Annotated in this window: 22 protein-coding genes and 1 pseudogene; 14 read left to right on the forward strand and 9 right to left on the reverse strand. The window is 45.5% G+C overall.

Annotated features, from left to right (window positions below; translation table 11 throughout):
- Positions 1-126 precede the first annotated feature (126 nt).
- From AC2VDX_RS07775 to AC2VDX_RS07795, 5 genes and pseudogenes are all read left to right on the forward strand, one after another.
- Positions 127-765: pseudogene (locus AC2VDX_RS07775) on the forward strand (O-linked N-acetylglucosamine transferase family protein); the annotation flags it as partial.
- A gap of 8 nt (positions 766-773) precedes the next feature.
- The gene (glcD, locus tag AC2VDX_RS07780) at positions 774-2,246 is read left to right on the forward strand and encodes a glycolate oxidase subunit GlcD (RefSeq protein ID WP_378175095.1); all 1,473 of its coding nucleotides are present in this window, start codon (positions 774-776) and stop codon (positions 2,244-2,246) included.
- A 45-nt stretch (positions 2,247-2,291) separates the two neighbouring features.
- The gene (locus tag AC2VDX_RS07785) at positions 2,292-2,945 is read left to right on the forward strand and encodes an HD domain-containing protein (protein ID WP_378175092.1); all 654 of its coding nucleotides are present in this window, start codon (positions 2,292-2,294) and stop codon (positions 2,943-2,945) included.
- Between the two features lie 51 nt (positions 2,946-2,996).
- On the forward strand, positions 2,997-3,182 hold the full coding sequence (locus AC2VDX_RS07790; protein WP_378175089.1) for a hypothetical protein: 186 nt from the start codon (positions 2,997-2,999) through the stop codon (positions 3,180-3,182).
- A 19-nt stretch (positions 3,183-3,201) separates the two neighbouring features.
- Positions 3,202-3,789: a GDSL-type esterase/lipase family protein gene (locus AC2VDX_RS07795; protein WP_378175087.1), complete on the forward strand. Its 588-nt coding sequence runs from the start codon at positions 3,202-3,204 to the stop codon at positions 3,787-3,789.
- A 193-nt stretch (positions 3,790-3,982) separates the two neighbouring features.
- Here the strand turns inward: AC2VDX_RS07795 and glsA are convergent, their stop codons facing one another.
- From glsA to AC2VDX_RS07815, 4 genes are all read right to left on the reverse strand, one after another.
- Positions 3,983-4,963: a glutaminase A gene (gene glsA, locus AC2VDX_RS07800; RefSeq protein ID WP_378175084.1), complete on the reverse strand. Its 981-nt coding sequence runs from the start codon at positions 4,961-4,963 to the stop codon at positions 3,983-3,985.
- 63 nt (positions 4,964-5,026) lie between these two features.
- Positions 5,027-5,854: a PHP domain-containing protein gene (locus tag AC2VDX_RS07805; protein ID WP_378175081.1), complete on the reverse strand. Its 828-nt coding sequence runs from the start codon at positions 5,852-5,854 to the stop codon at positions 5,027-5,029.
- A gap of 3 nt (positions 5,855-5,857) precedes the next feature.
- Positions 5,858-6,715: a cobalt-precorrin-6A reductase gene (locus tag AC2VDX_RS07810; protein WP_486928134.1), complete on the reverse strand. Its 858-nt coding sequence runs from the start codon at positions 6,713-6,715 to the stop codon at positions 5,858-5,860.
- Between the two features lie 14 nt (positions 6,716-6,729).
- Positions 6,730-6,912 (reverse strand): hypothetical protein, encoded by a 183-nt coding sequence (locus tag AC2VDX_RS07815; protein ID WP_378175075.1) that lies wholly within the window; start codon positions 6,910-6,912, stop codon positions 6,730-6,732.
- Positions 6,913-7,394: 482 nt separating this feature from the next.
- Between AC2VDX_RS07815 and AC2VDX_RS07820 the strand changes: the two genes are divergently transcribed.
- Positions 7,395-9,932 (forward strand): sugar phosphate nucleotidyltransferase, encoded by a 2,538-nt coding sequence (locus tag AC2VDX_RS07820; protein ID WP_378175072.1) that lies wholly within the window; start codon positions 7,395-7,397, stop codon positions 9,930-9,932.
- Between the two features lie 356 nt (positions 9,933-10,288).
- The gene (locus AC2VDX_RS07825) at positions 10,289-10,810 is read left to right on the forward strand and encodes a single-stranded DNA-binding protein (protein ID WP_378175069.1); all 522 of its coding nucleotides are present in this window, start codon (positions 10,289-10,291) and stop codon (positions 10,808-10,810) included.
- Between the two features lie 77 nt (positions 10,811-10,887).
- On the opposite strand, the gene AC2VDX_RS07830 is transcribed toward AC2VDX_RS07825, so the two are convergent.
- Together AC2VDX_RS07830 and AC2VDX_RS07835 are read right to left on the reverse strand one after the other, a co-directional pair.
- Positions 10,888-11,292 carry a hypothetical protein gene (locus AC2VDX_RS07830; RefSeq protein WP_378175066.1) on the reverse strand — a complete coding sequence of 135 codons (405 nt, stop codon included), beginning with the start codon at positions 11,290-11,292 and terminating at the stop codon, positions 10,888-10,890.
- A complete protein-coding gene (locus tag AC2VDX_RS07835) occupies positions 11,268-11,438 on the reverse strand; it encodes a hypothetical protein (protein WP_378175063.1) in 171 nt (56 codons plus the stop codon). Before AC2VDX_RS07835 ends, AC2VDX_RS07830 begins: the two co-directional genes overlap by 25 nt.
- A gap of 245 nt (positions 11,439-11,683) precedes the next feature.
- Here AC2VDX_RS07835 and AC2VDX_RS07840 point away from each other — a divergent pair, with 245 nt between their 5' ends.
- The 3 genes from AC2VDX_RS07840 (at position 11,684) to AC2VDX_RS07850 (ending at position 13,009) form a co-directional block, all read left to right on the forward strand.
- Entirely contained in the window at positions 11,684-11,983 is a 300-nt protein-coding gene (locus tag AC2VDX_RS07840) for a hypothetical protein (protein WP_378175060.1), read from the forward strand.
- Between the two features lie 37 nt (positions 11,984-12,020).
- Positions 12,021-12,386 carry a cupin domain-containing protein gene (locus tag AC2VDX_RS07845; protein ID WP_378175057.1) on the forward strand — a complete coding sequence of 122 codons (366 nt, stop codon included), beginning with the start codon at positions 12,021-12,023 and terminating at the stop codon, positions 12,384-12,386.
- 476 nt (positions 12,387-12,862) lie between these two features.
- Positions 12,863-13,009 carry a hypothetical protein gene (locus AC2VDX_RS07850; protein ID WP_378175054.1) on the forward strand — a complete coding sequence of 49 codons (147 nt, stop codon included), beginning with the start codon at positions 12,863-12,865 and terminating at the stop codon, positions 13,007-13,009.
- Between the two features lie 189 nt (positions 13,010-13,198).
- Here the strand turns inward: AC2VDX_RS07850 and AC2VDX_RS07855 are convergent, their stop codons facing one another.
- On the reverse strand, positions 13,199-14,140 hold the full coding sequence (locus AC2VDX_RS07855; protein ID WP_378175051.1) for a ParA family protein: 942 nt from the start codon (positions 14,138-14,140) through the stop codon (positions 13,199-13,201).
- A 334-nt stretch (positions 14,141-14,474) separates the two neighbouring features.
- Between AC2VDX_RS07855 and AC2VDX_RS07860 the strand changes: the two genes are divergently transcribed.
- The 3 genes from AC2VDX_RS07860 (at position 14,475) to AC2VDX_RS07870 (ending at position 17,347) form a co-directional block, all read left to right on the forward strand.
- On the forward strand, positions 14,475-14,909 hold the full coding sequence (locus tag AC2VDX_RS07860; RefSeq protein ID WP_378175048.1) for an HHL1-like protein: 435 nt from the start codon (positions 14,475-14,477) through the stop codon (positions 14,907-14,909).
- A 285-nt stretch (positions 14,910-15,194) separates the two neighbouring features.
- Positions 15,195-16,667 carry an AAA family ATPase gene (locus AC2VDX_RS07865; protein ID WP_378175045.1) on the forward strand — a complete coding sequence of 491 codons (1,473 nt, stop codon included), beginning with the start codon at positions 15,195-15,197 and terminating at the stop codon, positions 16,665-16,667.
- Entirely contained in the window at positions 16,664-17,347 is a 684-nt protein-coding gene (locus tag AC2VDX_RS07870) for a Rho termination factor N-terminal domain-containing protein (protein ID WP_378175041.1), read from the forward strand. Before AC2VDX_RS07865 ends, AC2VDX_RS07870 begins: the two co-directional genes overlap by 4 nt.
- A gap of 93 nt (positions 17,348-17,440) precedes the next feature.
- On the opposite strand, the gene AC2VDX_RS07875 is transcribed toward AC2VDX_RS07870, so the two are convergent.
- Positions 17,441-18,430 (reverse strand): glycosyltransferase family 2 protein, encoded by a 990-nt coding sequence (locus tag AC2VDX_RS07875; RefSeq protein WP_378175039.1) that lies wholly within the window; start codon positions 18,428-18,430, stop codon positions 17,441-17,443.
- Positions 18,431-18,560: 130 nt separating this feature from the next.
- Between AC2VDX_RS07875 and AC2VDX_RS07880 the strand changes: the two genes are divergently transcribed.
- On the forward strand, positions 18,561-19,793 hold the full coding sequence (locus AC2VDX_RS07880; protein WP_378175036.1) for a glycosyltransferase family 4 protein: 1,233 nt from the start codon (positions 18,561-18,563) through the stop codon (positions 19,791-19,793).
- A 108-nt stretch (positions 19,794-19,901) separates the two neighbouring features.
- Here AC2VDX_RS07880 and AC2VDX_RS07885 read toward each other — a convergent pair whose 3' ends face one another.
- On the reverse strand, positions 19,902-20,363 hold the full coding sequence (locus AC2VDX_RS07885; protein WP_378175101.1) for a TspO/MBR family protein: 462 nt from the start codon (positions 20,361-20,363) through the stop codon (positions 19,902-19,904).
- Between the last annotated feature and the right edge of the window lie 295 nt (positions 20,364-20,658).

Below are 20,658 nucleotides of genomic sequence, written 5' to 3' on the forward strand. Positions count from 1 at the left end.
GTCGCCCGCAATCTAGCTCTCAACCTGTATCGTGATTTAGGCTTTGACAACATGGCTCAAGCTCAGCGTCGTTGTGGGTTCAGCTTGAACCACTTGAAGTCAATCTTTAGAATGAAATAGCCCTGGGCTTATCCCAAACCACAAGATATTCCTGTCTTGGCAAAAAATCGCTCAGATTTTCAGTTACGAGATGATTCAGTTATTTATTTGTGTTGCCAAGCACCTTTCAAATATTTGCCGCAATATGATTTTATTTTTGCAGAAATAGCACAGCGTGTTCCTAAAGCTCAATTTGTATTTCTTCGAGGTGATTTACTGCGGAAACGTCTCTCGCGTGCTTTTGAAGTAGTTGGTCTGCATAGCGAAGACTATTGCGTATTCCTTAAGGTTCCTACTCGCCCAGATTATCTAACGCTCAATTTACTTTCAGATATTTTTCTTGATACGATAAGCTGGTCTGGTGGTAATACAGCGCTAGAAGCGATCGCTTGCAATTTACCTATCGTTACCTATCCTGGCGAATTTATGCGAGGTCTTCACTCTTATAGCTTCCTCAGAATGCTAGGAGTGACAGACACAATTGCTCAAACTGAAGCAGAATATATCGAGATTGGTGTAAAGTTGGGTTTAGACCCAGTTTGGCGGCGCGACGTTGCAGAAAGAATCAAGGCTCACCATGACTATCTTTATGATGACAAAAGTTGTGTAGCAGCTCTTGAAGATTTTTACAAACAGATTGTTCAAAAAGGACTTACGCAGACATAGAGTTACCGATGATTACCCAAGACAAACAACAACGCAACTGGCAACCCATCATCAAACAATTTGAGGCAGTTATCGGGAAAAACGGCGTCGTGCAGCGTCGTGAGGAGTTAATAACCTATGAGTGCGATGGTTTAACTAGTTACCGACAAAAACCTGCCCTCGTCGTGCTGCCGCGCACCACAGAAGAAGTAGCAGCGGCAGTGAAGATATGCGACCAAAATCAAATTCCTTGGGTTGCACGCGGCGCTGGCACTGGACTTTCTGGTGGAGCCTTGCCTGTAGAAGATTGCGTGCTAATTGTTACCGCATTGATGCGAAAAATCCTAAGCATCGACTTAGAAAATCAGCGGGTTGTCGTGCAGCCTGGAGTGATTAACAACTGGGTGACACAAGCCGTTAGCGGTGCCGGATTTTACTACGCACCTGACCCTTCCAGTCAGATTGTCTGCTCGATTGGCGGTAATGTTGCAGAAAACTCTGGAGGCGTCCATTGTCTCAAATATGGCGTCACCACCAACCACGTTTTAGGTTTAAAACTGGTTCTGCCCGATGGCTCTATTGTAGACGTGGGAGGACAAATTCCCGAAATGCCTGGTTATGACCTAACGGGTTTATTTGTTGGTTCCGAAGGCACGTTAGGTATCGCTACAGAAATTACTTTGAGAATTCTTAAAACCCCAGAATCAATTTGCGTTCTTTTAGCAGATTTTACCAGTATCGAAGATGCTGGAGCCGCTGTATCTGATATTATCAGCGCTGGGATAATTCCGGGTGGTATGGAAATTATGGATAATATCAGCATCAACGCTGTCGAAGATGTTGTAGCAACAGGTTGTTATCCCAGAGATGCTGCTGCTATCTTGTTAGTAGAAATAGACGGATTAGAAGTAGAAGTGGCAGCAAATAAACACCGTATTGCCAAAATTTGCACCACAAATGGAGCGCGCAGCATCACCACAGCAAACGAGCCAGAAAAGCGTCTAAAACTGTGGAAAGGACGTAAAGCAGCCTTCGCAGCAGCAGGCAAACTCAGCCCCGATTATTATGTGCAAGATGGGGTAATTCCCCGTACTAAAATGCGATTTGTACTGCAAGAAATTGAAGCTTTGAGTCAAAAGTACGGCTATCGCATTGCTAACGTCTTCCATGCTGGAGACGGCAATCTTCACCCACTTATTCTTTATGATAATTCGATTCCTGGGGCGTTGGAACAGGTGGAAGAATTAGGCGGAGAAATTCTCAAAATTTGCGTAGAAGTAGGCGGAAGCCTTTCTGGGGAACACGGGATTGGTGCGGATAAAAAATGCTATATGCCGCAAATGTTTACCGAAACCGATTTAGAAACAATGCAATGGGTGCGCCAAGTATTTAATCCCAAAGGTTTAGCTAATCCAGGCAAAATATTTCCCACTCCCCGCACCTGTGGCGAAGCAGCACACGCTCAATCTCAAAAGCAGTTTGAGTCAGTTGATGTATTTTAATTCATTGACAAAGAGCAAATGATGCGCTGATAAATTTGGGAAAATATGCGATCGCGCTACAATCTAGAGCCAGAAAGATGCTTTACTTTGCAATCTAGATGGGAGTCTTTACTACAACCGTTTCAGGTTGAGCAAGAGATTGGACAGAAAGTGTTGCTTGACTTATTCAAGGCTTACTCCAGTGCTGGTAGATTTTATCATACCCTGGAGCATATAGAACAAGTTTTAGCAACAATTAACAATCTGCGATCGCTATCCCAAAACTATGCAGCGATTGAATTCGCGGTTTGGTTTCACGATGCAATTTATAACCCTAAAGCTAACGATAATGAGGAAAAAAGTGCAGAATATGCAGTAAACATCTTGGAAGCACTACACATTCCCTCATCAACCATAGAGGCTGTATATTCCTTAATCATAAAAACAAAATATCACCAAAATATAGATAGTATTGACAGCAAAGTTTTTCTAGATGCAGACCTTTCTATATTAGGAGCATCGGCTTCTAAATACAGAGTATATGCTCAATTAATTAGAAAAGAATATTTATGGCTCTCAGATGAAAAATATCGAACAGGTAGGAAACAAGTATTGCAGAGCTTTTTAGAGCGAGAAACAATATATTTTACTGAAAAAATGTTTTTTGCTTTAGAACAACAAGCTAGACAAAATATTAAAGAAGAAATAGGATTGTTATGAAAAAATGTAAGAGCGATCGCTCAATCCGGTGAAGTTATCCTAGAGGCAAAGATGCTTCGGCTGTCTGAAAATAGGAGTTGTGATTTGCTAAATAATCAAAGACAATTACAATTCTGCATGGCTGATGTTGGTGTAGGGGCAAAAAGAGAAAGCGATCGCGCTTTTTGGATCTGCGCGGGTTTCCCAACCGAAAATTTTCTTGATAGCAATTCACGCGATCGCCAGAGCATCCTGTAAAAAATAGATTTCATGCAAAATGCGAATTTGCTTTATTGGTGACTCCTTCGTAAACGGAACTGGCGATCCAGAGTGCCTCGGTTGGACAGGAAGAATTTGTGCAACGGCGAGAAAGCAAGGTTATGACATTACTTATTACAATCTTGGAGTACGGCGGGAAACCAGCGCGGATATTAGATCCCGTTGGCTGGGTGAGGTTGCTTGTCGCTTGCCCGAAGAATATGATGGCAGAATTGTCTTTTCGTTTGGTGCGAATGACACCACCCTGGAAAACGGGAAGACTCGTGTGGAGTTGTCGGATTCCCTAGAAAATTGTCGGGCAATTCTCGAAGCTGCGAGACAGAGGTTTCCAGTCTTGATGGTGGCATCACCACCCGTTGCAGATATTGAGCAAAATTTTAGGATAGCTTGTTTGTCTGAGCAGTTAGCTGGTTTGTGCCGCGATCGCAATGTGCCCTACTTAGATGTTTTTACTCCTTTGCAGGCGTCATCTGTCTGGATAAGTGAGGCAGCAGCGAATGACGGCGCTCACCCCGGTGCCGCTGGTTATGCCGAATTCGCTCTCCTTGTGCAAAGTTGGTCTGCGTGGTTATCGTGGTTAAAGTAGCTCAACCTATAGCAGTTCTCATTTGAATCAATCTCCCCTACCAGGCTACCGTGTACACACAAGTCAGAAGGAGGTTGGGGGTTAGGTCTGTATTGGACTGCGAACCGCTATAGCTCACCCAGTCAGCTTTAGCTTGACATAGCTTCTCGCTGTGAAATTTATTTTCAGGCTTCTAGCGTCAGTGCCATTCAGATTAAGTTGCTAGCTTGTTGCACAAAGTATCCAGCAAACGGGATCTATCTGTCTGCAAATCGAATAAATGTAACCCAAACTGCTCTGACAGTTCCTCAGACACCTTAATTCCCCTAACGCTGCTGCCGTGAGAGTCTAGCGGGGGTGAAAAAATCGCAATGCCCATTTGCTGTGGCACAACCACAATCAGTCCGCCCGATACGCCACTTTTAGCGGGAAGACCCACTTTATACGCCCACTCTCCCGCAAAGTCATACATCCCGCAAGTGTACATGACAGTCAAGATATCTCTGATATAACGGGAATCAACCGCACGCTCTTGAGTAATGGGGTTCATGCCGTTGTTCGCGAGAGTCGCTGCCATTACTGCCAAATCACGGCAATTCACCATCAAAGAACACTGCTGGAAATACAAATCCAGTGCCTCGTCAATTTTCGCGTCGATCATGCCAAAATTGAGCATCAGATGCGCCATTGCTCGGTTGCGATGTCCGGTAGTTCGCTCTGACATGAACACGGACATATCAATAAAGAGGTTGTGTCCAACGTAGCGCCCAAACATATCCAGCATCCGGTTTAAGCGCTCGGTTGGTCCCACTCCTTTAATTAAACTGGTGGTAGCGATCGCTCCCGCATTTACCATTGGGTTATACGGTCGCTTTGAGTATTCATCCAGCTTAATAATTGAGTTAAAAGCATCGCCGGTGGGTTCCACTCCCACCCTCTTTAAGACATAATCGCGCCCATGATCTTCCAGCGCCATTCCGTATATAAATGCCTTGGAAATCGACTGAAGGGTGAACAACTGTTCGCAATCGCCGATTTCATAAACTTGACCATCCACAGTGACAATGCATATCCCGAACCAATCCGGGTTTGCCTTGGCAAGTTCCGGAATATAGTTTGCCAATACACCTTCATGCATTGACTTGTACTTGAGATGCAAATCATTGAGAAAGTTTTGCAGGATGGCACTTGCCATTGGTAATTGGTAATAGGTAATGGGTAATCGCTAATTGTTTAGTGTGACATTAGCGATTAGAAATTAACGTAAACTTGCAGCTGCCTGTTTGATGGGTTCAAGCAAATCTAAAGGTACGTGAAGCATATTCAGCGTGCTGCGATCTGGAGTTTTCGGATCGGGACTGGGGCCATGATAATCGCTGCCGCCTGTCATCAGCAAGCCATATTCAGCGCACAACTTTTTGAGATTTTCGATTTCTTTGGCGCTGTGGTTGGGATGATAAACCTCAACGCCCATTAACCCAGCGGCAACCAATTCCTTCAGCACTTCCTTAACATCACCGCCTCGGAACAGGTAGGGATGCGCCCACACTGGCACGGCACCGCAAGAACGTAACATGGCAATCCCTTCCACAATCGAGAATTTCTCGTAATGCACATAAGCTGGTTTATCATCACCCAGCAGGCGATCGAAAGCTTCCCGCGACGACTGAAAATAACCGGCTTTCACAAGGGCAGTAGCAATATGAGGACGCCCTGGTGCCATGCCTTCACCTAATTCAGGTAACTTTATTGGGTAGCCTAATTCTGCCAGTTTAGCAACCATTTGTTGCGATCGCCGTTTCCGTCCTTCTAGGCGATCGCTTAAAGGTTCCCGCAGCTTTTGTGCATCTGGGTAAAAGCCCAAAATATGTAAGGAACAGTTGTTGTGAACGGTACTGAGTTCCAGTCCGGGGACAATTTCCAGGTTATGCAGTTTGGCAGCAACAAAAGCCTCATCCCAGCCATTCATCGTATCGTGATCGGTGATGGCGAGGGCGCGGACTCCGGCACTCATCGCCGCGTTAACGAGTTCGCTTGGTGTGAGGGTGCCGTCTGAGTATGTAGTGTGACAGTGGAGTTCTAGCATTCTTTAATTGTCGCTTGATTCACGCTCGGTAGGATTGTGCTGGACTAAACTCGACGAAAGATGACCCCGGCAAAACGCCAGCGCTGTTTTCAAGTCGCTGGTTTGCTGTGGATACGCAACTTCTGGACGAGTAATCACAACTAAAGGAATGCCTAACTCTGCGGCAACTCTGCGCTTGATATCTTCTCCCCCAGCAGTTCCCGATGCTTTCGTAACCACAAGGGAAATGTCCCACTGACGCCACAGCGCCGTTTCCAATTCAGTCGAGATGGGAGGACGAATCGCCATCAATCGATCGGGTGTAAACCCTGCTTGTAAAGCTGCTTCTAGCGCCGTCAGCGAGGGAAGAATTCGGGCAAATAAAGTAGACTTTTCTTGCCAAGGACGGAACAGGGACAAGCTTCGATAACCGATTGTCAGTAGTACCCGTTGCTCTTGCAGGTAGTCTCCGGCTAAAAGTGCATCAAAGCTATCTAGCTCAATTACCGACTGCTGATTCAGTTTCGCATCAATAACGGGACGCTCGTAACGGAGATAGGGAATTTGTTGCTTTTGTGCAGTTGCGATCGCTATCTTGGAAATCTCCGCCGCATAGGGATGAGACGCATCCAAAATCGCCACAATTCCTTGCTCTTTTAAAAACCGATCCAGCTGCGCTGCATCCAGATAGCCCACCCAAACTTGCAAGGATAGTATCGATGGATACAGCGTTCTAGCGGCTTCTGTCGTGACAGTAACAATGCAGGGTAGATGGAAGTGAGCGATCGCTTTTGCTAACTCGGCACTCTCCTGAGTGCCCCCAATCAGCCACAGGCATTGCTCAAAGGATGAAGGATTCATTGTTTCTGATTCATCCCTCATCCTTGAGCCTTCCCCTACCCCTTGAGTGCTTTTCTAAAGTTCTGACGATAGGATTTATTGCCAATTGCCAAAGCAGGCCATAAGAGAGCCAGAACCAGCCGACCTTGGCTGAAATTCGTCCGGCGAAACCCCTTCCAGAACCTCCAGCCGCCGTAGCCATAAGCCCCTAGCAATAATAAGCCTAATAACGTACCCATTCAAAAAACCCCCATTAAAACTGACTCTATTTTTGTCGCCACCCGCAACTGTGAATCTTGCCAACACTGTTTGAGACATCCGCTCTCTCGGATTCCCAGAAGATTAGAACATCCTGCCTCATCTCTCAAGTGTAAGCTAGACTACGCAATTGATTCCGGCTACACGGCAAAGTAGCATTGATTCAGTTCTAACCTATCCGAGGTTGAGTTGTAGCTGCACCCTCAAGATGTAACAAAAGCGATTTTCTAGACCGAGGAGCCAGCAGATACCAGCAATCAACGAGATAATTCGGAAGTCGCCGCTAAATTTAGGATTCGCTTTAGAATGAAAGCCTCAAAGGATTTGCCCAGAGTGAAGGCTGCACTCTAATCTTATGAGGGATACCTTAAATTTCAAGGTTATAGGAGACTAAAAGACAAGACTTGGGTCACTCAAATCATCAAGGCAACGCCCGTACCATGACAAAAAATCAGGAGGACTTATGCGAGCAGTGCTGATGGCTGGCGGTTCGGGAACGCGGCTGAGACCGCTGACCTGCGATCTTCCCAAACCGATGGTTCCCATCCTGAACCGGCCCATTGCGGAACACATTATCAACCTGCTCAAGCGGCATCAGATTACCGAGATTATTGCCACTCTGCACTATCTCCCTGATGTCATGCGAGACTACTTCCAAGACGGCAGCGACTTTGGAGTGCAGATAACCTATGCGATTGAAGAAGACCAGCCTTTGGGTACGGCTGGTTGCGTCAAAAACATTGCTGAGTTACTAGATGAAACCTTTTTAGTCATTAGCGGCGACAGCGTTACTGATTTTGATTTAACACAGGCAATTGAATTTCACAAAAAACAGAAGTCAAAAGCAACCATAATTTTAACCCAGGTTCCCAATCCGATTGAATTTGGCGTAGTAATTACAGATGAAAAACACAGAATTCGTCGGTTTTTAGAAAAGCCTTCTTCTAGCGAAATTTTCTCGGATACTGTCAACACTGGCACCTACATTCTGGAACCAGAAGTCCTGCAATACCTCCCCAGCAATCAAGAATCTGACTTCTCGAAAGACTTATTCCCATTGCTACTGGAAAAAGATGAACCGATGTACGGCTACATTGCCCAAGGGTATTGGTGTGATGTAGGTCATTTAGATGCTTACCGAGAGGCTCAATATGATGGTTTACATCAAAAAGTTAAATTAGACTTTGCTTACGAGCAAGTGTCACCCGGACTGTGGATAGGTCAGAACACTCATATCGACCCATCAGCGATAATTGAAGCGCCAGCGCTGATCGGTAATAACTGCCGGATTGGGGCACGAGTGCATATCGAGCCAGGAACCTCAATTGGCGACAATGTGACGATTGGAGCTGACGCAAACTTGAAGCGTCCGATTGTTTGGAATGGAGCGATTATTGGCGAGGAAGCGCATCTGCGGGCTTGCGTGATTGGTCGAGGCACCAGAGTCGATAGGCGATCGCACGTTTTGGAAGGAGCCGTCGTGGGTTCGCTCTCTACCGTCGGGGAAGAAGCGCAAGTCTCGCCCCAAGTGCGTGTTTGGCCTAGCAAACAAATTGAATCGGGCGCGATATTAAACATTAACTTGATTTGGGGTCAAACGGCTCATCGCAATTTGTTTGGGCAACGCGGTGTAAGTGGATTAGCGAATATCGACATCACTCCAGAATTTGCCGTCAAACTGGGTGCAGCTTACGGTTCCACATTAAAGCCCGGTTCCCAGATCACCATCTCCCGCGACCAGCGGAATATTTCCCGCATGGTCAGCCGCGCTTTGATTGCTGGTTTGATGTCGGTGGGCATCCACGTCCAAAACCTGGAGGCAACTGCAATCCCAATTTCCCGCACCGTCATTCCTACTTTCTCAGTGGCGGGGGGTATCCACGTGCGGGTGCATCCAGATCGACCCGACCACATTTTGATCGAATTTTTCGATCGCAAGGGCATCAATATCTCGAAATCCCAAGAGAAAAAAATTGAGGGGGCTTATTTTAAGGAAGACTTGCGGCGAGTCCAGATTCAAGAAACTGGAAATGTTGCCTACCCCAGCCAGGTGCTAGATGTTTACAGCACGGCGTTTGAGAAGCATCTAAATACAGAGGCAATTCGCAACTCAGGCTCGAAGGTAGTCATTGACTACGTTTATGCAGTTTCTGGAGCCATCCTGCCGCAACTGTTGGCAAAATTTGGCTGCGATGCTGTGGTACTGAATGCCAGCTTGAATCAAACGGGACTGGCTGCGGCAGAACGAGAAGCGTTGCTCAATCAGCTGGGTCATGTGGTAGAAGCGCTAAAAGCTAATTTTGGCGTCCAGGTATCAGCGAACGGAGAACAGTTAATTTTGGTGGATGAATCGGGTACGCCGATTCGCGGTGAAATGTTGACGGCGCTGATGGTTAACATGATTCTGACTGCTCATCCCAGAGGAACGGTGGTGGTGCCGGTGCATAGCAGCAGTGCTGTAGAACAGATTGCCCGTCGCCACGATGCCAAGGTGATTCGCACTAAGGCAAATCCCACAGCGTTGATGGAGGCGTCTCAGACAAATCCGAATGTGGTGTTGGGTGGCAGTGGGGAAATGGGCTTTATTTTCCCACAGCTGCATCCGGGGTTTGATGCCATGTTCTGCATTGCCAAGATGATGGAGATGCTGACGATGCAAGAGCGAAATCTGGCGGCAATTCGCGCCGATCTTCCCCGCGTTTACCACAAGAGTTACACGGTGCGCTGTCCCTGGACGGCAAAAGGAGCCTTGATGCGCCATTTAGTAGAAACCCATCCAGCCGAACATCTGGAATTAGTGGATGGAGTGAAGATTTGCAACTACCAGGATGACAGCTGGGTGCTAGTGTTGCCCGATGCTGGTGAGCCGCTGGTGCATATCTTTGCTAATAGTAATGACCGGGATTGGGTTGATGAAACCTTACGGGAGTATCGCGGTCGCGTTCAAGCGTTTGTTGACCAAGAGGAAGGTGTGGAAGAAGTTAAATTGCAATTGGTGTAGGGTGTTAGGTAATCGGTAATGGGAGCATCCCGTGAAATTGCAAATACACGCCCGCACTTTCTTGAAACGTGGGACTACATAAACTGCAAAGGCTGCCGGGAGCAGGCTAAAATTCTTCGCAGCCTCCCAGCAGCCTTTGCACGCGATCGCCCTATCATTCAGGATGTGGGCGCATGCATTGGGATGCTCCCATCGGTAATGAGTGATTAGTGATTCGTCCTTGGTTATTCACTGATGACGAATCACTAATCACAAATAACCGATTACCTGTTACCATACCCACTTTTGGGCCTTCTCTGGTACATTTGTTCTATTATGAATGAGGCCGCTCGGTTCAGCGCGAGGATCTTGGAGTTATGAACAGCTGCATTTTAATGGCGGAGATTATTAGGGAACCGCAACTTCGTTACACGCCGGATACCCAAACGGCGGTTACGGAGATGATGGTACAGTTTCCTGGACTGCGGGCGGAAGACCCCCCGGCAACGTTGAAGGTAGTCGGCTGGGGCAATTTAGCGCAAGAAATTCAGGGGAGTTTCAAGAAGGGCGATCGCGTTGTCCTTGAAGGTCGCCTGACGATGAACACCATTGACCGGCAAGAAGGTTTTAAAGAAAAACGCGCCGAGTTGACGGCTTCTCGGATTCACAAAGTGGCAATTGATACAGATTTTGACACTCCGGCAGCCGAATTGACTCCTCCTAGCAATGTCGTTCCAATGGGGTCGCGTCGCCCGTCAGCCGCACCCGCTGATGACAGCGATGGGGGAATGTCTGGAGGCTTGCCAACAGAGGAAACACCGCCCAATCGCGTCGCCACCCGAACGGGCAGCCGTTCCACCCCACCGGCTCAAGGAGATATCGACGACATCCCCTTTTAGCAGTCAGTCATTTGTCATGAGTCATTAGTCCTTGGCAACGTATTCATGACTAAGGGCTAATGACTCACAATTAACGGCTATTTGTGAAGATAATCGCGCAAAAAATCAAAGGGGTCTTCGTCATCCCAGCAAGGTTCAGGCCACAGCCAAATGAGAGTGTGGTTAATATCTGCTTCAATTTCCTCGCTGTCATCCCGTTCAAATAGCAAGGAGAGTGCTGTCACGTCTCGCTCTCGCAAAGGCATGAGCGATGCGCCTTGAGAGCCTAAGTCATAGCTTTTGCTCTTGGTGGAAACGCCATAGGAAATGAGGGCGTGTTTCCCAGCCACATATCGCGCCGCCTGGTCGCTCGTCTCCAGCTTTGACCTACAGAGGGCGAGTTCTAATGGGAAGGTGGTGCTGTCGTTCCTAGATGAAGGGATAAGCATGGGTGCGTACTGTAACAGCGTGGCAGCAGCTATATTGGCGAAGCGATCGCGCATAAAACCTGGAGCGATCTCTCGATTCTACGTATAAATGCTTCACCTTTCCCGGCTACAGAACGTTTTGCTTTCCAGCGTTTCGCTTGCCGTTCCGGTTGCCAGCGATCTTTCTTGTCCGTCGGCTCAGTAGATTCACAACCCCTCACACCACAAAAGGGTGTAAGACCCCTCAATCAAGATAATTATTTTCTTGGTATGATGTTGTATTTTAACTTTCTGCTCTACTGCTGTCTATCTATCAATTTATGTAGGGACAAAGTAATGCCACTTTTACAAAGCAAACTAGCTTTACAGAAAGTTACAACTAAGCCTTAAGTTTGATGGCGAATTCTGAGGAAGTGAAATAATTTTGTTTAAATAGCTTTGTTCACTCCTCCTCAAAAAATAGCCTGTGTTTCAATTTCTATACGTTCTGGTTCATGCAATCCAGCCAGTTTTAGTGCCTCTATGCTTTTTGTGTGCCTGGATGTCGTTCCTTTTGATTGGCTGGAGTCTGTTTAGTGCTATCTCAGAGAGTTTTACCAAAGCCAAGCAAATGCACAGCATACCTTGTGCTGATTGTCGATATTTTACGGGCGATTACCGGCTCAAGTGTACCGTACAACCCAGCATTGCCCAGACTGAAGAAGCAATTAACTGCTCTGACTATCGTCCAATTCCCGGTTTTTCGCTCAATCAAGACACAATCTAAAATTGCACCGGGTGTTTTTTTACTCTCTGAATCGAGAATGCTAATTCAAAAGCTCAATGACTGCGAGGAATTTATTGCCGGTGATGCCACTCAGTTGAGAGAGTTATTGCATCCGGATAAACAGCCGGTAGAATTGCGTTACAGCTTGGCTCACGCGATTCTGCCGGTGGGACAAACTTCGACACCGCACGCGCTAACAACTTCCGAGGTTTACTACATCCTTAGCGGTGCTGGTGAGATGCACATTGATGATGAAACCCAGTTGGTAGAACCTGGAGATACGGTGTATATTCCGCCGAATGCCAAGCAATTTATTCATAGTTGCGGAACTGAACCGTTGGTGTTTATCTGCATTGTCGATCCGGCGTGGCGCAAGGAAGACGAGACGGTTTATGACGCCTGAGTTTATAAATGCTGGCAAAATTTATAAATTGCCGCTACAGCCATTTCGTTGCCAGCGATCGCATTATTTTTTAATTGCTTACTCACTCGGAAATGCCTGATTCATTAAATTTAAATCTTTAAAACAACAACAGCACTCCAACCAGACTTGCTTAGTGATTTCCTCTTATGGGCAATTCGACGCGGAGTTGCACTAACTTACAAAGTTTAGTTGCATAGCTCCCTAGTCACTAGCTTAGGAAATATCAGCCTTCTGGGTGAGTGCTGCTGTTGTTGGATGAGACAGATGTTAAATGAAACAGCGTTTTTACCTCTCAAGTCGTATGTGAACCGCGCTGTAGAATCTGTCAGGGAAGCTTTTTAGCTTCATATTTTTACTTTAGCAGGCATCTCCGGAAGCACCAGTAAATGAAACCAAAGTTCACATTTTTAGACAGAACTACTATTAAGATTACGAAACAAAATTAAGCGGTAATTGTGGGTGTTATTGTGGGTGTTAACGAATCGAGCGATCGCATCCACGAAACCCATACAAATGCCCCTAATCCCCAGTGGGAACTTCGTCCCCGCTCTTGGGGTGGGGTTCCGGGTTTCAGAAGATTAGGGGTAATCAACCAGACTTGATATCAGCCGCGATAGGGGCACCCACAAGAGACGGGTGCCCGCCAACGTCGGAACTGGTGCAGTAGCCCTCTACTAGCCGCACTCACCCAAAGGGCTAAGAAACTCAACAACACTAGAAAAGTCCGCTGCCGAAACGTCTAGTGGCAGCCTGGGAGGCATTGGCACTCGTTAACAACTCATGGCGAATCTTCAATCGAGGTTGGCTAAGTTCACCTTGGCTTCTGGAGCCTGATAGATACCACCAGAAACCTGTAACTTCTGTAAAAATTCTTGAGTTAACTTAAGGAATGCCTTGGAGCCAGATGAATTAGGGTTGTTGAGAATCACCGGCATAAAACTATCAACTGCCTTAGAGACATTCACATCCATTGGAATGCGGGTTTTGAAAATTTGGGCTGGGGTAAAATCTTCAGTGACTCGCTGCATCACTTGCTGGTAATATCTTCCGCTGAGTATATTCCCTGACATAATAAAGACAATTCCCATCAGGCGGAGATTGAGTGGCCCATCCAAATTATGACTTTCTTTGAGCTTATTAATCCGTCTTTCTAGCAGTTGAATTCCTACAACGGATAAAGGTTCTGGTCTAGCTGGTAGCAAGTAGAAATTACTGGCGACAATCCCGCTACGAGTTAAAAGATTGTAGCCAGGAGCGCAGTCCAGAATAATGAAGTCGTAATCTTTAATTATCGGCTGTAAAATGCCTCTGACTAATTGCTTTTCAAAGTTATTCCAAACTTGAATAAAATTACTATCGCCGTCTCTTAGCGCTCTTTCATGGAGCATCTCAGACACTAAAAATTCATCGTAGAGATCGATATCCCCTGGCAATAAATCCAGCCCTTTAATCGTGCAAATGTAAGGCTGAATAATATCTTGAATTGAAAGATTGGTTGGACTATCGGGTTTAACTGCTTTATAAACCAGCTGTCTCAACGTGCGTTTTTCTTTCCGGCTCTTGCCAAAGTCCTGTGGAGACATCAGGCTGAGCGTAGCACTGATTTGCGTGTCTAAATCGACGACTAAAACCCGCTTCCCATGATGTTTGGCTAAACAAGTCGCCAAGTTGACGCTGAGAGTCGTCTTACCGACGCCGCCTTTCATGTTTACCGTTGCAATGACATATCCCATTTGTTAGCTCCTCTCAAGCCTACTGCCCGCTAGATACAAAGCGAATCGCAGTCACTCAATCCCTGGTCAACTGTTACAGCCTTAATAATAATCTTGGATTCGTCGTCGTAAGGCAATAGTGCGATATGAGAGTTGCGACGATTTGGGATCGCGGTGTTCCGTTCGTCAGGTACATCGCCTATCAAAGCGGAATCTCTCCAGAATAGCGATGGCAAGCGTGATCGCTTCTCTTACCCTACAGCGTTTGCCCAGCACTTGCGCTTAAATCAACTCTCCCAGATTTCTGAAAATTATGTAAACTTTTATAAATAAAGCAAAAAAGCAATCAATATCTATGACAAGTAATAGTGGATTTGGCAAAGTTCAAAAAACAAAAAAAGCACGCCATAGCTCCGCCAAACGCACCGAAGCTTCCAAGCAGTACGACAAGATGAAGGGGGAAGGAGTACCAGAATTCAATATCTACATTCGCATCCAAGGTAAAAAAAACTGGTTTCCCGTCGGTTCCCTGGCGGTGAATCGCACCAGTAAGATTAATCAAGCTATCTTCGACACCCAGGAAGATTTACGCCAAGGAGCTTTTCGTCTATTTCCTGTCCTCCGCAAGAACCAGAATAATTTGGAATACGGCTATCGCCTCAAGGGTTCTGAATATGCAGATGAGCCAATCCAAGTTGCCGTTCCTCCTCAGCCATCTATACCGAACGCTATTCAAGCAACGATCGATAAGCTGAAGAATAGCTTCTCTGCTCTCTTGAAGCGCGGTTAATTTGTTGTTTAGTTCAAGGATGCGATCGCTCCAGGTTTTATGCGCGTAAGTAAGCCCTACTCACATAAAATATGCCGTTCTTAGCGGCTGTTTGCGTAGTAGGGAAGAAAACGCGATCGCATCCAGCTCACTCTTGCCAGTGCCAGCCCAGCAGAAGCTGAAGTTTAAAAGGAACTCAACGCACGTCCTTAAGAAGCGGTCAATACCCTGACGCGAAAACCTCACTCTGAGGACAATCGGATAGGTTTAAGGTTACAATCAGTGCCGTGGAGAGGAAGAACACAATTGAATTTTAATCCTGAGCTTTGCCGCAACGAGAGTGAAGTTGAAAGCAAACTCATCGTTCAATATTTACTGCCACAGCTAGGATACACTCCCGATACCTGGCATCAAGAGATTGCCGTTGGCAGCATTCGATTAGACTTCTTGGCATTTGCAGCGCAAGTCATTCCATTTGTATTAGATGACAATTCGCCATTAAGCGTTGTCATGGAAGCAAAGCATCCCAATCAAAACTTAAATGGACATACTGGCAGACTCAAGCGCTACTTAACGAGTTTAAATGTAGAATATGGATTGCTAACTAATGGCAAAGAAATCCGAATTTACAAGAAAGTTCAAGATGACATTCAGCTAGTATTTCACTGTTACGGTAGAGAACTTAACTCAAAAATAGACGATGTTAAAACTCTTATTGGTAGAGACAGCTTAAAGGGAACACCTCCTGAATATCCAACTGAAGTCAAAAAAATCCAGACCGATCCAATTAATATCCAAATCACTTCCTCTCAAAACTTAGCAGAGAAACCTTCGATTGAAATAACAAACTTACAAGCTGATTCAATTAATTTTCAACCCCTATCCACTGCAATTTTAGAAGAAGAAAGGCAACATACTGTGAAAATAATTGCAATTTACCACAACAAAGGCGGCGTAGGGAAAACAACAACCGTAGTCAACCTAGCCGCCGCTATTAGGAAGAAAGGAAAAAAAGTCCTTATTGTTGACTTAGATAGTCAAGCTAACACTACCTTTGCCGCAGGCTTAGCAAAATTTGATGATGAAGAACTAGACGATCTAAAAGATTGCAATGTTCGTCATTTATTGCAGTCAGAAGACTTTTATCCCATCAAGGAAGTTTCTAAAAAATCTCAATATACTAACCCTGAAATTGATGTATTGCCTTCCCACATCAGTTTAATGCAATACGAAACCGATCTAAATCAACAAGATTCTAGTAAACTAATGCTCCTGCAAAAACTAAAAGCAGTAGAAGCTCAATACGATGTTGTAATTATTGATACACCACCATCTTTAAACCTTTATGCAAGAATTGCCCTAATTACAGCCGACTATCTAATTATTCCTTCCGATCTAAAACCGTTTGCTAATCAAGGGTTATTAAATGTCAAAGAATTTGTTAAAAAAAATAATGAGTTCCGAAAATTCCTTAATAAGCCACCCATTGAAATCTTAGGGGTTCTTCCTTGTAAAATATCTACAAATTCAAAATTTGTGCAATATACCTTACCAGGGCGCTTAGAAGTGATTCCCAAACGCTACGGGTTAAAAGTAATGGAAAGCGTTATTTATGAAAGAGAGGATCTGGCAAAGTGTACCGAAAAAGTTCAGATTGTAGGTAATATGGAAATACCAGATCCAATATCAGTTCTTGATTTCAAGCCAGATTCCCTCTCAGCCAAGGAATTTGAGTTACTAGCAAAAGAAGTTTTGCGCGAAATAGGAATAACTCCATGAAATTATCCACTTCACTTGTAGCCGTAAAAAAAATAAATTCTAATGTTCCCCGCTCAATTTTTTTAGAAGATGATTTAAATCGGGCTGCTGAGTTAATTTTACAAGCTGAAGGTATTATTAATCCCCCAGTTATTCGCCGAACCAGTCTGGAATCCTATGAGGTAGTTGATGGAGACTTTGAATACTACGCCGCTGTTAGGGCAAGGGAGATAGATCCTCGTAAAGGCGAAATGATCGGAGCTTTCATTATTGAATCTGAAAATGAAAAAGTGCTGATAGAGCAGGTTAAACTCCTGAGAAATAAAGGTTTTTTTAATAATCAGGAAGAAGTTGCTGACACACAGCCTTTAAATACGGTTAAACCATCAAATAAGGCAATACAACTTGAAATATTGCCTGAAATTGAGAGTTTGATAGATAGAAAATTTCAACTGATTAGCAACAGACTCAGTGAACATATTGATGAATTTTTTCAAAAAATTGAACCTATCCTGAATCAGCTAGAAAAAGTTGTAAAGACGGAAGAAGATAAGACTGCGCCTAAAAAATATGACTACACTAAAATGAAACTTCCGGAGTTAAAAGCGATCGCGAAAGAACGGAATATAGAAGGACGTACAAAGATGAAAAAAGAGCAACTCATTGCAGCTATTAAAAAAGCCGATGCAAGTCCACATTAACTAATAACCTTATAATTTGACTGGTTACAACGCATTAAGTGCAGGAACTCGCAAAGCTTTCGGTAACAGCGATCGCTTCAATTTACTTCTTCATCAATTAGCCGCTTCTCGAACTTGCTCGGCGTAATCTTTGGGGCGAATTCGACGGAAGGTTTGGAGAGCAAATTGCCGCAAACTGGTAGGTAAGTAAGACAGCATTATACCAAAAGTTACTTGACGCGAACTCCCCAAAACTTGGCTAGATTCTTGCAAGAGTTTGCGTCCCTCTGAAGTTTCGCCATTTTCTATCAGCCTTAAACCTAGCGCTTGTCGAGTTCCGGCAAGTTTATTTAATCGCGTTTTTTCTAATTGCCGATCTGGAAATTCGTAACTATTTAGACAGAAAGATTTTGCTTTTAAAAAGTGAATATTTTGTTTTAGACTATTTTGACCGCCGTGCATTCGATATTCCATGAGAAATTCTGGCAGGAAGTATCCATTCTTGCTGGCGATCGCTAACCTCACCAGTAAATCAAAATCCTCACAACCATCTGCTTCCGGACGCATATAATCGACTTCCTGCAAACACTCCATCCGAAAAAGCGTAGAACCAACCTGCAAGCTCTGTTTTTTGAAGGTTTCCGTAATTAGATCGGGGATAATTCCCTCTTTAAGTTTGTCCTTTCCCCACTTAGCAGAATTTTCTAAAGTGGCTGATTCATTGCGTTCTCCCCTGGCATCGATAATCCAGTGGTTTGTACAAACAAAATCTATTGTTGGATTAGCGTCTAAAACAGCTACCGTTTTTTCTAAAAATTCAGGCGTTAGCGCATCATCATCGTCAAATTTAATAAAATAAGTTCCACAAGCGGCTTCAAAACCAGAGCGCATATTTCGACTGCGCTTAATATTAACCGGATGCCGGATATAGCGAATTCTCGAATCGTTCCATTGACTCACTACTACTGGAGTGTCATCAGTAGAACCATCGTCACAGATAATTAGTTCAAAATCTGTATAAGTTTGAGCCAGCACGCTATTCACTGCGTAAGGCAACAAATTAGCTCGATTGTAGGTGGGAATGCAAACGCTAACTTTGGGCATAAGCTGAAGTTGTTGTTACTTGTTAGTTTTACGCAGTAGATACACGCTCTGGCAAGTCTAGTATGAGGCGAAAGCCTATAGTATCGATATTATCCCTCTCCGTAAAATCTAACCAAACGCTCAGTCTACGATGAAGATTTTAATGCTCTCTTCCACCTTTCCCTATCCGCCAACACGGGGGGGAACGCAAGTAAGGACGTTTAATTTACTCAAGTATCTCAAGTCTAGCCATGCGATTACTCTAATTACGCAGCGCGGTGGAGATGTTACGGACGAAGAAATAGAAGGACTGCAAGAGTGGGTGGACGAGTTGGTGGTTTTTCCTCGTCCCCAGGAAAATTCTCAAGTAGGAGTGTTGGGGAAGCTGCGGCGCTTCAGTACGTTTTTGCAGGAGGGAACACCCCCCAGCGTGCTGTCTATATACTCCCCAGAGATTCAGAAGTGGGTGGATGAAGCAGTAGCTGCTGGCAAGTTTGAGGCGATTACTTGCGAACATTGCGTGAATGAAATCTATGTGCGCCCTGAGTGGCGGCGCAGGGATGGGAAAACCCCGGCGCTGCGGACGGTGGTGAATATCCATAGTTCTGTCTACGGGACGTGCAAGAACCAGCTAGAAACGGGGACATCTGAGAAGCCATTGCGAGATCGGCTAAATCTGCCGCTGTTGCGCCGCTATGAACAACGCTACTGTTCTAAATTTTCGGCAATTGTGGTGACGACGGAGGAAGATAAGCAGCAAATTCAGGAATTTAATCCCAATGCCCAAATTCAAGTAATTCCGAATGGGGTAGATTTTACTCAGTTTCCCATGCGTTCCGCCGATCCGGGGGGACACCGATTAATTTTTATTGGGGCGATGGATAACACGCCGAATATTGATGCGGTGCGCTTTTTCAGTTTGGAGGTGTTCCCGGAGGTTCAGAAGCGATATCCAGATGCGACGCTGGAACTGGTGGGCGCTCGTCCGGGAACGGAAGTTGTAGATTTAGGGAAGCGTCCTGGGATTAGTGTGTCGGGGCGCGTGCCTTCAATGGCAGAGTATTTGCACAAGTCTTGCGTCTGCGTGGTGCCGATGCGGACGGGATTTGGGATCAAAAATAAAACGTTGGAGGCAATGGCAGCTGGGGTACCCGTGGTGGGGAGCGATCGCGGTTTGGAAGGATTAGCGGTTGATGGGGAAAACGTGCCGTTACGGGCGTTACGGGCTAACCGGGTGGAAGAGTATGCGGACGCGATCGCCAAGCTGTTTGAAGATGCCGATCTCAGAGAGCAGTTATCGAAAAATGCGCGATCGCTTATCGAAACAGAATACACCTGGGAAAGCGCCGGATCTCGTTACGAACAGGTGCTGCATTCACCTTAAATCCCTCGTTAACGGGGAAAGTAGGATTTCTCTCTCCCCGTACCTCCCTCTATCCCCCGCTAGCGGGGATGACAAGCAAGAAGCGATTAGGAGGCGTCGTCCGCGTCTCTAAGCGTCTTCAGGATTGAGCTGCATCATTTTCCAGGTGGTATAAGTTCCAATCGGACTCCACAACACATAGGGAACTAGCAACAGAGACGCCCAACCGGAAATCGGCAAGACTATTAGTGCCAGAATTAGACCTAAAACGGAACCAATTGCGCCAATAATTGTGCCAACTTTAAGGCTGCGTAGCCTCAACATCATTGGGTTATAGGCGACAATCGTAATTTCTACTAAAAGATAGAACGCCATCAGCCACCAATTTTTGGTTTTTTCCCAGACAATATAAGCTGACCAGGCACCGCAAATAAAAACGACTGTCCAAATAATTGGAATTAATGGCTCAAACGTTAACCATCTTGGTCGTTGCAGGCGCTTGAACCACTTGACATCATTCGGCGTAATGATGTTACTCCCCAGCGCCACTAAAAGAGTCACGCCCCCAATCACCATCCAAGATTTAATAATCATTCCCCTTCCCTTCGCTCCACCAGACCTGCAAGCTTCTGTAGCGATTGTGTCAAGTTCAAGAGGAAGCTGTAATCACCCCCTAGTCTGAAACTAAGTAGCGATCGCGCTTAATTTATGTTGTGGTTGGGGAATGCGATCGCTACTTTCACACCACTACTAACGACTTATCTTCTTCCCAAGCAAGTAATGGCTCAAGTTTCCCTGTTTCTGTAAATGTTCTAGCAGCCAGCAGGCATCGGAGCAAATCCACACACATCTTTGCGGGATAAATCCCTTCTTGTCCACCTACCAC

Source organism: Coleofasciculus sp. H7-1 (assembly GCF_057473865.1).

What these genes read in the sequence shown, in the direction of transcription:
- glcD (WP_378175095.1), top strand. Translation starts at nt 774, where the DNA reads ATGATTACCCAAGACAAACAACAACGCAACTGGCAACCCATCATCAAA.
- AC2VDX_RS07785 (WP_378175092.1), top strand. Translation starts at nt 2,292, where the DNA reads ATGCGATCGCGCTACAATCTAGAGCCAGAAAGATGCTTTACTTTGCAA.
- AC2VDX_RS07790 (WP_378175089.1), top strand. Translation starts at nt 2,997, where the DNA reads ATGCTTCGGCTGTCTGAAAATAGGAGTTGTGATTTGCTAAATAATCAA.
- AC2VDX_RS07795 (WP_378175087.1), top strand. Translation starts at nt 3,202, where the DNA reads ATGCGAATTTGCTTTATTGGTGACTCCTTCGTAAACGGAACTGGCGAT.
- glsA (WP_378175084.1), bottom strand. Translation starts at nt 4,963, where the DNA reads ATGGCAAGTGCCATCCTGCAAAACTTTCTCAATGATTTGCATCTCAAG.
- AC2VDX_RS07805 (WP_378175081.1), bottom strand. Translation starts at nt 5,854, where the DNA reads ATGCTAGAACTCCACTGTCACACTACATACTCAGACGGCACCCTCACA.
- AC2VDX_RS07810 (WP_486928134.1), bottom strand. Translation starts at nt 6,715, where the DNA reads ATGAGGGATGAATCAGAAACAATGAATCCTTCATCCTTTGAGCAATGC.
- AC2VDX_RS07815 (WP_378175075.1), bottom strand. Translation starts at nt 6,912, where the DNA reads ATGGGTACGTTATTAGGCTTATTATTGCTAGGGGCTTATGGCTACGGC.
- AC2VDX_RS07820 (WP_378175072.1), top strand. Translation starts at nt 7,395, where the DNA reads ATGCGAGCAGTGCTGATGGCTGGCGGTTCGGGAACGCGGCTGAGACCG.
- AC2VDX_RS07825 (WP_378175069.1), top strand. Translation starts at nt 10,289, where the DNA reads ATGAACAGCTGCATTTTAATGGCGGAGATTATTAGGGAACCGCAACTT.
- AC2VDX_RS07830 (WP_378175066.1), bottom strand. Translation starts at nt 11,292, where the DNA reads ATGCGCGATCGCTTCGCCAATATAGCTGCTGCCACGCTGTTACAGTAC.
- AC2VDX_RS07845 (WP_378175057.1), top strand. Translation starts at nt 12,021, where the DNA reads ATGCTAATTCAAAAGCTCAATGACTGCGAGGAATTTATTGCCGGTGAT.
- AC2VDX_RS07855 (WP_378175051.1), bottom strand. Translation starts at nt 14,140, where the DNA reads ATGGGATATGTCATTGCAACGGTAAACATGAAAGGCGGCGTCGGTAAG.
- AC2VDX_RS07860 (WP_378175048.1), top strand. Translation starts at nt 14,475, where the DNA reads ATGACAAGTAATAGTGGATTTGGCAAAGTTCAAAAAACAAAAAAAGCA.
- AC2VDX_RS07870 (WP_378175041.1), top strand. Translation starts at nt 16,664, where the DNA reads ATGAAATTATCCACTTCACTTGTAGCCGTAAAAAAAATAAATTCTAAT.
- AC2VDX_RS07875 (WP_378175039.1), bottom strand. Translation starts at nt 18,430, where the DNA reads ATGCCCAAAGTTAGCGTTTGCATTCCCACCTACAATCGAGCTAATTTG.
- AC2VDX_RS07880 (WP_378175036.1), top strand. Translation starts at nt 18,561, where the DNA reads ATGAAGATTTTAATGCTCTCTTCCACCTTTCCCTATCCGCCAACACGG.